The organism is Hafnia sp., assembly GCF_036648275.1.
In the GTDB taxonomy this organism is placed as follows: Bacteria; Pseudomonadota; Gammaproteobacteria; order Enterobacterales; family Enterobacteriaceae; genus Hafnia; species Hafnia alvei.
The window spans coordinates 247,468-257,728 of sequence record NZ_JAVXIQ010000003.1; the positions used below are offsets into that span (position 1 = coordinate 247,468).

Sequence of the window (10,261 nt, forward strand, 5' to 3'; positions counted from 1 at the left end):
CGTTATTTTATTTTCTCATGAACCTCAATCAGTTCTGCAATCAGTTCACGAGCCAGCATCGATGTCATCAGGTGATCTTGCGCATGAACTAAAATCAGGCTGACTTTGGTTTTCCCTTCGCCCTGATCGCCTTCAATCAGCTTGGTTTGCACCAAATGCGCTTCATTCAGCGATAAGCGAGACTGATTCATCAACTCTTTGGCCTGTTCGAAGTCACCTTCTTTGGCCTTTTTCAGTGCGCCATAGGCCAAGCTGCGAGCCTGTCCAGAATTGATAATGAGCCCCATCACCACTTCTTCCAGATCCTGCAATTCCTCTTCGGTATCAACAATGTTTTCTAAATCAAACATTTTAACTCTCCATAACGGGGCCGTTAGCTGCGGGGAGGACGTTCTCCCCGCCAACGGTAAGATTAGAATTTCAATGCGTTCGCAATATCTTCTTCGCTTTCTTCTTCTTCAATTATCGCCTGAGCCTTGTTAGATAGGATAACGAAAGGCATATAGACCAGCGTTGAGACACCCAAGTTGAACAATGCGACTAACAGCGCAGCGATGCTGCCGTTACTGTTAAAGAATGCGCCCAATCCGGTAGGCATGGTCCACGGTGCAAGGTTAGTCACCGGAGGAATAATACCCATGCTGTATGCCGCCAGCGTGATTGCTGCCAGAATCGGCTGAATCAGCACGAACGGAATAAACATCACTGGGTTCATGATAATTGGCAAACCAAACAAGATCGGTTCGTTAATCTGGAAGATGCCTGACGGCAGCGCCAGCTTAGCCACTTGGCGGTGATCTGCACGGCGTGAGCCGATGAAGATAGCGATAATCAGACCCAACGTGGCCCCAGAACCCCCTAACAGAATGTAGGAGTCGAGCATTGGTTTAGCCCAGAAGTGGAAAGTTTTGCCCGCTGCAATCGCCGCTTCGACAGAACCGTATTGTTTGTACAGGTCGATGTTTTCCAGTGCCCAAGGCGTCATGATGCCGTTGTCTAACGCAGTCAGAGCTAAAGAACCGTGTACACCAAAGAACCACAACAGGGAGTTGAAAATAACGTAAGCCCAACCTACCACGCTGCCCATCGACGCCAGAGGCTTGGAGATGGAATCCATAATAATTTGGTGGAAGTTGTTGCCATATAATCCCAGCAGCCAAGAAATAACCCCGAAGATAGACAGGATAATAAAGCCCGGAATTAATGCGGAGAATGAGCGAGAAACAGAAGAAGGCACGCTATCTGGCAAGGTAATAACCCAATTTCTGCGAATAATAAACGCAAACATTTCGGCAACCACCAACCCGATAATCATACCGGAAATAATATTCGAGCCACCCAACCAGTTTGCGCCTACCGCATAGGCTTCACCAACGCTGTAAGGGGTTACGGTCATAAACGCCGCAACGGATAATAAACCGGCTGAAAGCGAGTCGACTTTACGCTCTTCGGCTAATGCCATCCCAATAAAGAAGGGCGCCATCAGAGACATTATCCCCAGCGTACCGTTATAAACGTTGCCGCCAATAACTTTTAATCCGTTGAGTGTTTCAATGGTTGAAGCATCTAAACGAATGCCGAGGGAATAAAAGAATGAACCGTCGCCAAAGCTTAAAAATACGTTATTGATTAAAACAAACATCGCTCCCGCTAGGGTCAGCGGCATTAACTTAATAAAGCCATTTTTAATGGCGTTAATGTGGGGTTGTTTACCTATTTTGACGGCAAAAGGAAGAAGTATCTTTTCAAGTGAATCAATGGTTTTACTCATTGGTATTTTCCTTTAATGCCGCCATTCGGCGGCCAGAATATGAAATTCGCTCTTTGACTGGATTTCTCTTTGACTTAAAAAATTCTTAATAAGAATTAAAATAAAAAATGACTAAAATAAAAATTACTGACTTGCTGCTGCTTTCTTGATCGCTGCAACCGCAGCTTTCAAAACACCTAACCCATCAATTTTGCCGTACATGACAGAATCAATCACTTCAACGGGTTTGCCCGGTAATAACTTTTGGATCTCTGGCTGCATGTACGCAATTTGTGGACCAAGCAGAACCAGATCCGCCACGCCGCCCTTCTCGCCAGCCAGTGTTTCAGGGAATGCTTCGATAATGACCGGTACTTCATATTTCTCTGCTTGTACCTTCATTTTAGAAACCAGCAGAGAGGTGGACATTCCGGCGGAACAAAATAAATAGATGACTTTCTTTTCCATTATGAAACCCTCATATCCTCTATAGATTGCAGACCTGACAACACCTGCGTTCTAACCGGTGAGAACTCATCTACTGCCAATCACCAAAAATGACGAGTTGTCCCTGTTTGAATCGAGTATACGACATCACTTTAGAGTGGGGTAATTCAGAACTAACAAAAATCGTCTCTCCTTGACTACTTCCTATGACCCTTTTCACATTCTGGGTAAATAATTCGCGGAAATAAATAAGATTAGAGTTATGCGCTGTAAGCATAACCCTACGAAAGAAAGCGCTCGGAGCCTGTTTAGGCTCAAAGCTCAGAGGCGGTGTTCTCTTTAAATCTAGGTTTGCTTAGGCCTGCGACTTCAGTCTTTATGGTGAAAAGCGCACCGGAAAGAGGACGCTCACCGATCTCTTCTTTAGTCATGTTTTCACGCGTTGTGGTCACAAACAGCGTTTTCATGTCAGCGCCACCGAAGCAGACCATTGTCGGACAGCGAACCGGTAACTTATGCTCTTCAAGCAACTCACCGTTAGGTGAAAAACGGGCGATACGATAGCCATCAAACAGCGCACTCCAGTAACAACCCTCGCTATCCATGGCCGCTCCGTCTGGTCGCCCATTGCCGCGAGGAAAAGTTTTCCACACTTCACGCAGCCCCGGATTTCCCTGCTCATCCAATGGAGTACGGTAAATCACGTGGTTAGGCGTGTCGCTGGTATACATCCAACGGTTATCAGCAGAAAACGCCAAGCCGTTGGCGCCGAGAATGTCACATTGCAGAACCGTTGCTTTCAGATCGGCATCGACACGACAAAGCAAAGCGCCGTTGTAATCACGCGGCGCCCAATAGGTACCGGCGTAAAAACGACCTTGCTGATCAGTACCGCCGTCGTTAAACCGCGCCAATACTGGATTATTCGGGTTATCACATACTTTGTGTGTCACTGAGCCGTGGCTATCGGTAAGGTAAATTCCCGTACGCATCGCAACAATAAACCCGCCTTGCTCACGCAGCGCAAAACAGCCTATTTCCTCAGGAAAATTAAGTTTCTGATGCTGACCTGTTGTTGGCTGATAGCTATGGATCTCTTTCTGCAGAATATCAGTCCAATAAAGCGTTTGGGTTTGTGCATCCCACGTCGGGCATTCGGGTAAAACACCCTGATAATCAAATAACGGTTCCAGCTTGTGCATCATCAGCGATCCTTATTGGGGGATTATCAACGCTGAGAGTATGCCGCATAGCAGTACAAATTGCCGTTATATGCTGAGGGATTATTGATGCTATTTTTGACGTGGATGGAGCTCAGAAGAGGCTAATTGGCGGAAGATCACAGGAGTCGAACCTGCCCGGGACCGCTGGCGGCCCCAACTGGATTTGAAGTCCAGCCGCCCCACCGGGGACGATGATCTTCCATTGGGAGATCTGAAGAGTCGGCGATTATACCCTGAAAAACCTCACGTGCTAAGTGGAAAATCCCAGTTTCGCGATGCGTTCTTCATAAATAAAACAACGTTTTATTTTAATAAACACAAGTTTGGTACCCTTTGCTGCATAAATAGCCGTCACCTTATTTGCAGGAGATACCATGTCTAAGAAAGTCGCTGTGCTACTGGCGAAAGGGTTTGAAGAAGCGGAAGCGATCATGACCATCGACGTTCTGCGTCGTCTGGACATCCACGTCACCACTTTGGCCTGTCAGGATATGTTGGAGCTCACCAGCTATCACAACATTCGCATGTTTGCCGATGTGCTTCTCGAACGCAGCATGGATGAAACCTTTGATGCCGTCGTTATTCCTGGTGGGCCAGAAGGAACCGTCAATCTAGCCGCCAATCCACTGGTTGTTGAATTCATCCGCCGCCACGACGCCGCAGGAAAATGGATTTGCCCTATCTGCTCTGCTGCCGCACGCGTTTTGGGCGGGAATAATCTTCTCAATGGCCGCCGCTATACTTGCTCAGGCGATCTGCATCAGGATGTTAAAGACGGCATCTACGTGGACGAAAAGATCGTCGAAGATGGCAATTTGCTCAGTGGGAAAGGCCTTGGCGTTGCTTTCGATTTTGCTTTCCACCTCGGCTGGAAACTCACCGGTGACGCAAGCAATGTTGATTTTCAGGTAGACCATATCTATTACGACTACTGGCGTACAAACGCCTAATGAATAGATGCAGTAAATATATTTACTGCATCGCATTCCCACATCTGATTCTTTAATTTCAAAACGGGTTATCTCGATCACATAAAACACAAAACATAATTTCAGAATGAAAAAACACAATGGTTAGCGGCTTATCCTTGCCCTAAGAATGGTGTATCGAATCTACGATGCGAACGCCTTCAGAGGGATATATGAGCAGCCACATTCTGTCAAAGCGAGAAAAAATCGGCTATGGCCTCGGCGATGCCGCAAGCCATATTATTTTTGACAACGTCATGTTCTACATGATGTTTTTTTATACGGATATTTTTGGCATTCCCGCTGGCTTCGTCGGCACCATGTTCCTGCTAGCCCGTGCGCTCGATGCGATTTCCGACCCTATTATGGGTTTAGTCGCTGACCGTACCCGCACACGCTGGGGTAAATTTCGGCCTTATGTACTGTTTGCCGCTATTCCATTCGGCATCGTCTGCATATTTGCCTATAGCACGCCGGAGCTCAGCCTAACCGGCAAAATGATTTATGCGGCCATCACTTACACCCTGCTGACGCTGATGTATACCGTCGTCAACATTCCGTACTGCGCGCTGGGCGGCGTGATTACCGCCGATCCGACTCAACGAATTTCTCTACAATCCTATCGTTTCGTATTGGCTACCGCGGGCGGTATGTTAAGCACCGTGCTCATGATGCCGCTGGTCAATTTTATTGGTAAAGGAGATCAGGCCTTCGGCTTTAAAGGCGGCATTGCGGTACTCGCCTTAGTGGCCGTTATCATGCTGGCGATCTGCTTCGCCACCACCAAAGAACGCATCAGCGATGAAGGCACAACGCAGGGCAGCATGCGTGAGGATCTACGCGATATCATTCGCAACGACCAATGGCGCATCGTTGGCCTGCTCACCATTTTGAATATCTTGGCCGTCTCGGTCCGCGGCGGCGCCATGATGTACTACGTCACCTATATTCTCGGCAACCCACTGGTGTTTACCTGGTTCCTCACCACCTATTGCGTAGGCAATTTGTTAGGCAGCGCAGCAGCCAAACCGCTAACCGACTGGAAATGCAAAGTCAGCGTATTCTGGTGGACCAACGCCCTTCTTGCCGTGCTCAGCATAGCGATGTTCTTTGTGCCCATTGGCGCCAATATCACTATGTTTATCTTCATCTTTATCATCGGCGTTTTACATCAGCTCGTCACCCCAATCCAGTGGGTGATGATGTCCGACACCGTTGATTACGGCGAATGGAAAGGCGGCAAACGCCTCACGGGGATTAGCTTTGCGGGCACGCTGTTCGTCTTAAAACTCGGGCTCGCCCTCGGCGGCGCGCTAATTGGCTGGATGCTGGCGGGAGCGGGATATCAATCGGGTGCCGCCACGCAAAACAGCGCCACAATAATGAGCATTATCGCCCTGTTCACGCTGGTTCCCGCCGCTTGCTATTTCCTGAGCGCGCTTATCGCCGCTCGCCTATATACCCTGCGTACGCCGTTCATCAACCGCATTTTAAAAGAGCTGGCCGATGGCGTGCGCCGTAACGAACACGCATTCAATCAAGATATGAAGACAGCAGAGGATTTAAGTCATGAAAATCAGTGACGGCAATTGGCTCATCCATGAAGGACTCAACCTCATCCACCCGTTATATGTGTTTGAAGTCGAGCAGCACGCCCGTGAAATGGTCATTTACGCCGCGCCGCGTGAAGCCAGCGCTCGCTCAGCGCAGCTGGATACCCCGCTGTTTACGCTACGTTTTTTCTCTCCGCAGGAGGGCATCATTGGTGTACACATTGCGCACTTTACCGGACGAATAGAGCGTGGGCCGCACTATCCTTTACATCATGCTACTGAACACCCCCTGCGGATGGAAAATACCGATGATTACGCCGCCCTGCACAGTGGCGATTTAAGCGTTCGGGTAACCAAAGGGGAAAACTGGGCACTGGATTTCCTGCGTCACAGCGAACGCATCACCGGCAGCGTGGCTAAATCCAACGGCTACATTCAAAATGCCAAAGATGGCAAAACGTATCTCTATGAACGTCTCGATCTCGGCGTGGGAGAAACCGTATATGGCCTCGGCGAACGCTTTACTGCTTTCGTCAAAAATGGGCAAAACGTAGAAACGTGGAACCGCGACGGCGGCACCAGCACCGAACAGGCCTATAAAAATATTCCGTTCTACCTGACCAATCGCGGCTATGGCGTGTTAGTAAATCACCCCGAATGTGTCTCGTTTGAAGTGGGTTCGGAAAAAGTCTCCAAGGTGCAATTCAGCGTTGAGGGCGAATATCTGGAATATTTGGTCTTTGACGGCCCAACGCCCAAACAGGTTCTAGACCGCTATACTCGCCTCACTGGCCGCCCAGCGCTACCGCCAGCGTGGTCATTTGGCCTTTGGCTTACCACCTCATTTACCACCAACTACGACGAAAAAACCGTTAACAGCTTTATCGACGGCATGACCGAACGCAATCTGCCGCTGCACGTATTCCATTTTGACTGCTTCTGGATGAAGGCATTTCAGTGGTGCGATTTCGAATGGGACCCTGAAACCTTCCCCGATCCGGAAGGCATGCTCAAACGCTTGAAAGCGCGCGGGCTAAAAATATGCGTGTGGATTAACCCTTACATCGGGCAAAAATCACCGCTGTTTAAACAGGGAATGGAGAAGGGATATCTGCTCAAACGCCCAACCGGCGACGTATGGCAATGGGATAAATGGCAACCGGGACAGGGCATCGTTGATTTCACCAATCCTGAAGCCTGCGACTGGTATGCAGGGCACCTCAAACGCTTAATTCACATGGGCGTTGACTGCTTTAAAACCGATTTTGGTGAGCGAATTCCAACCGACGTGGTATGGCACGACGGCTCCTGCCCACAAAAAATGCATAACCATTACGCCTTTATTTACAACAAGTTGGTGTATGAAGTTTTACAACAAGAGTCAGGTAAAGACGAAGCAGTGCTGTTTGCCCGCTCGGCGTCGGTCGGCGCGCAGCAGTTTCCGGTTCACTGGGGCGGCGACTGCTACGCCACCTATGAATCTATGGCGGAAAGCCTACGCGGCGGACTTTCTCTTGGATTGTCTGGTTTTGGTTTCTGGAGTCACGACATCGGTGGATTTGAAAATACGGCACCGGCACACGTCTATAAACGTTGGTGCGCCTTTGGCCTACTCTCCAGCCATAGCCGCCTACACGGCAGTAAATCCTACCGCGTACCGTGGGCGTATGACGATGAAGCCTGCGACGTGGTACGTTTCTTCACCGAGTGGAAATGCCGCCTGATGCCGTACCTCTACGCAACCTCTGCTCAGGCCGCCAAAACAGGTACGCCAGTGATGCGCGCGATGATGCTGGAATTCCCAGAAGATCCGGGCTGCGATTATCTGGATCGCCAATACATGTTGGGAGATTCGCTGCTGGTCGCGCCGGTATTTAGCGAAAACGGTGACGTCAGCGTCTATTTGCCATCGGGCCGCTGGACACATCTCTATACCAACCAAGAAGCCACCGGTGGCTGGCACCGAGAACGACACGGGTTCAACAGTTTGCCGCTGTACGTGCGCCCTAACAGCCTGATCGCTATCGGTAATAATAGCCAAAAACCTGATTATGACTACGCCGACGGTACCTGCTTCCATTTGTTTGCTTTAGAGGAAAATACCCAAGCGAAGGCCGTCATTCCGGCCGCCGATGGTGAAACTCAATTTACGCTTTGCGTGCAGCGTAAAGGCGATCGGTTGCTTGTTTCGAGCACCGGAAACGCCCAACGCTGGAGCCTATGCTTACGCAATATTCATCATGCGATAGCACAGGAAAGCAGCGCGGTGCATACGGGGGAAATGGGCGTCATCATCACGCCAACAGATGGGGTTAATAGCCTAACCATCACGCTCAAATAACATTACTTTGCTATAAAACAGACTGCCGCCAGCGCCTTAAACGCTGGCGGTTTTTTTAACGGTGTTCGGCGGCGGGCACAGCCCATTCTTGCGGATAGCGCGATGGAACAAAGCGCAGCGTCAGCAGCATTAAACCAACGACCAATAACGCGTGGAATACCCAATCCATCAGGAAGTTACCGCTGAGGCTACGCAACAATCCAGAAAGGTAGGGCGATAGGCCAGCCACGATAAAACCGATCCCCTGCATGAAGGCCACCAAACGGCCAGCAATCGCGGGCTGAGGCGAGTGATCGAGCGCCAACACCAAGCACAAAGGAAATGCGCCGCCGAGTCCAAATCCGCATACCATCGCCCATAGCACAGACATCTGCAAAGGCATCCAGATAAAACCACAGAACCCAATCAGTTGGAGCATTAACGCCACCAGCAGCAGCATTCGTCGATCCTGACGGCGCGCAAACATTGGCAGCATTAATGCCCCCGCCGCCTGCCCAACCGTCATCAACGCCAGCAAACTCCCGCTAAACTGCGCGCTGGAACCCAGCTGCATGTAGTAGGGCGGCAGCCATGCGATCAGGCTGGTGTACCCACCATTAATCAGCCCAAAATAGAGACCCAGCGTCCATGCGCGCGGGCTGATATGTAAGCGCAGCGGCTGTGCTGACACCGCGTGCTTTATTGGCTGCGCCAGCGTTTTGCTCTGCGGCCACCAGCCGATCAACGCAATTACAGCAGGTAATGCCCACCACGCCAAAGAGCGGTGCCAAACATCGCTGTGCTGCGCAAGCCACGGCGTTAGCGCGGCACCTAAACCGCCGCCGCCCATCAGCGCCGCCGACCACAACCCCATCACCAACGGCATACGCCGCTGAAATGAGCGTTTAATCACCGCAGGCATAACAGCCTGAATAATCCCGATACCAATCCCGCCCAGCAGTGCGCTGCTTAGCAACACGAGGCTTTGTGGAGCAAGCTCACGTAGCAGCGCACCGACGGCAATAGCCAGCAAACTCAGCGCCACGCTATTACGTTCACTGATATGGCGATCGACCCAGCCTCCCGCCAGCGCTAATACCCCCATCGCCACCACCGGCAAGGCGGTTAACAATGAAACGGCGGTAAAACTCATGCCGCTGGCTTCACGCAGCTGCGGCAATAATGGCCCGATAGAGGTAAGAAGCGGCCGCATATTTAGACCGATTAGCACCAAAACTAACAGCATCAAACCTTGTTTCTGTGTTTGGCTCATGACTGCTTTTGCGCCCAACGTTCATACAGCTTGCGACCATTTAGCTGTGGCAAATGGTGAATCGGTAAAGATTGTTGTTCTAACGGCAGCTGTAGTTGCTGATAAATAGCCGCAGTCGATAATTTATATTCTTCCCCATCCTGATTACCGTTGGCGAAATACACCGCCTTTACGCCGGTCAGATACATGGCGCTGAGGCACATCGGACAAGGCTGACCGCTCGCATACACCGTACAGTCACGCAGCGCGGCGCTCCCCAGATGAGCAGAAACCTCACGGATACCGTTTAGTTCGGCATGCGCCGTTGGATCGCCATTGAGATGAATGGTATTTACGGCCTCGGCAACAATCTCACCGTTACGCACAATCACCGCACCAAATGGACGCCCGCCCTGCTCAACGCTATCCGCCGCCAGCGCTAACGCACGCTGTAGATACTCATCATGAGAAGACATGTGTGACTCCTGTTAATAAAAAGTTAGCAGGGTAAGGTTATCTTGAATTGGGGGGGAGGAATAGTGCCTAGATGGTGATTTAGGGGGAGTTCGCTAGATTTATGGGTAAATGGGGGTAAGGTTTCGTTCGCCAAATTTATGGCTGAATGGGTGTAAGGTTTCGACCGCCAGATTTATGGCTAAATGGGTGTAAGGTTTCGACCGCCTATCCGTTGCAGCATTTACATATAGATTCCGTCGAAGGCGTCCGAGTCGGGTGCGCCAGCGCGCGC

General features: G+C 50.4%; 9 protein-coding genes and 1 tRNA gene. 3 read left to right on the forward strand and 7 right to left on the reverse strand.

Annotated elements, in window-relative coordinates; genetic code table 11:
* Positions 1–2: 2 nt before the first annotated feature.
* From chbA to RSC70_RS05230, 5 genes are all read right to left on the reverse strand, one after another.
* Positions 3–350: a PTS N,N'-diacetylchitobiose transporter subunit IIA gene (chbA, locus tag RSC70_RS05210; protein ID WP_040044408.1), complete on the reverse strand. Its 348-nt coding sequence runs from the start codon at positions 348–350 to the stop codon at positions 3–5.
* Positions 351–412: 62 nt separating this feature from the next.
* Complete coding sequence (gene chbC / locus RSC70_RS05215; RefSeq protein WP_282807557.1) at positions 413–1,771, reverse strand: PTS N,N'-diacetylchitobiose transporter subunit IIC; 1,359 nt, start codon at positions 1,769–1,771, stop codon at positions 413–415.
* A 123-nt stretch (positions 1,772–1,894) separates the two neighbouring features.
* Entirely contained in the window at positions 1,895–2,218 is a 324-nt protein-coding gene (locus RSC70_RS05220; RefSeq protein WP_025799598.1) for a PTS sugar transporter subunit IIB, read from the reverse strand.
* Between the two features lie 293 nt (positions 2,219–2,511).
* Positions 2,512–3,399: an SMP-30/gluconolactonase/LRE family protein gene (locus RSC70_RS05225; RefSeq protein ID WP_332541915.1), complete on the reverse strand. Its 888-nt coding sequence runs from the start codon at positions 3,397–3,399 to the stop codon at positions 2,512–2,514.
* 127 nt (positions 3,400–3,526) lie between these two features.
* Positions 3,527–3,621: transfer RNA gene (locus tag RSC70_RS05230), tRNA-Sec, on the reverse strand.
* 173 nt (positions 3,622–3,794) lie between these two features.
* Between RSC70_RS05230 and RSC70_RS05235 the strand changes: the two genes are divergently transcribed.
* From RSC70_RS05235 to yicI, 3 genes are all read left to right on the forward strand, one after another.
* The gene (locus RSC70_RS05235; RefSeq protein WP_061553234.1) at positions 3,795–4,370 is read left to right on the forward strand and encodes a DJ-1/PfpI family protein; all 576 of its coding nucleotides are present in this window, start codon (positions 3,795–3,797) and stop codon (positions 4,368–4,370) included.
* A gap of 191 nt (positions 4,371–4,561) precedes the next feature.
* A complete protein-coding gene (locus tag RSC70_RS05240) occupies positions 4,562–5,971 on the forward strand; it encodes a glycoside-pentoside-hexuronide family transporter (protein ID WP_234619257.1) in 1,410 nt (469 codons plus the stop codon).
* Positions 5,958–8,282, forward strand: coding sequence for an alpha-xylosidase (yicI, locus tag RSC70_RS05245; RefSeq protein WP_332541903.1), 2,325 nt, complete (start codon positions 5,958–5,960; stop codon positions 8,280–8,282). The genes RSC70_RS05240 and yicI overlap by 14 nt, the downstream gene beginning before the upstream one ends.
* 55 nt (positions 8,283–8,337) lie before the next feature.
* Here yicI and RSC70_RS05250 read toward each other — a convergent pair whose 3' ends face one another.
* Together RSC70_RS05250 and RSC70_RS05255 are read right to left on the reverse strand one after the other, a co-directional pair.
* Positions 8,338–9,507 (reverse strand): cyanate transporter, encoded by a 1,170-nt coding sequence (locus RSC70_RS05250; RefSeq protein WP_234619265.1) that lies wholly within the window; start codon positions 9,505–9,507, stop codon positions 8,338–8,340.
* A gap of 23 nt (positions 9,508–9,530) precedes the next feature.
* Entirely contained in the window at positions 9,531–9,989 is a 459-nt protein-coding gene (locus RSC70_RS05255) for a nucleoside deaminase (protein ID WP_046360014.1), read from the reverse strand.
* Between the last annotated feature and the right edge of the window lie 272 nt (positions 9,990–10,261).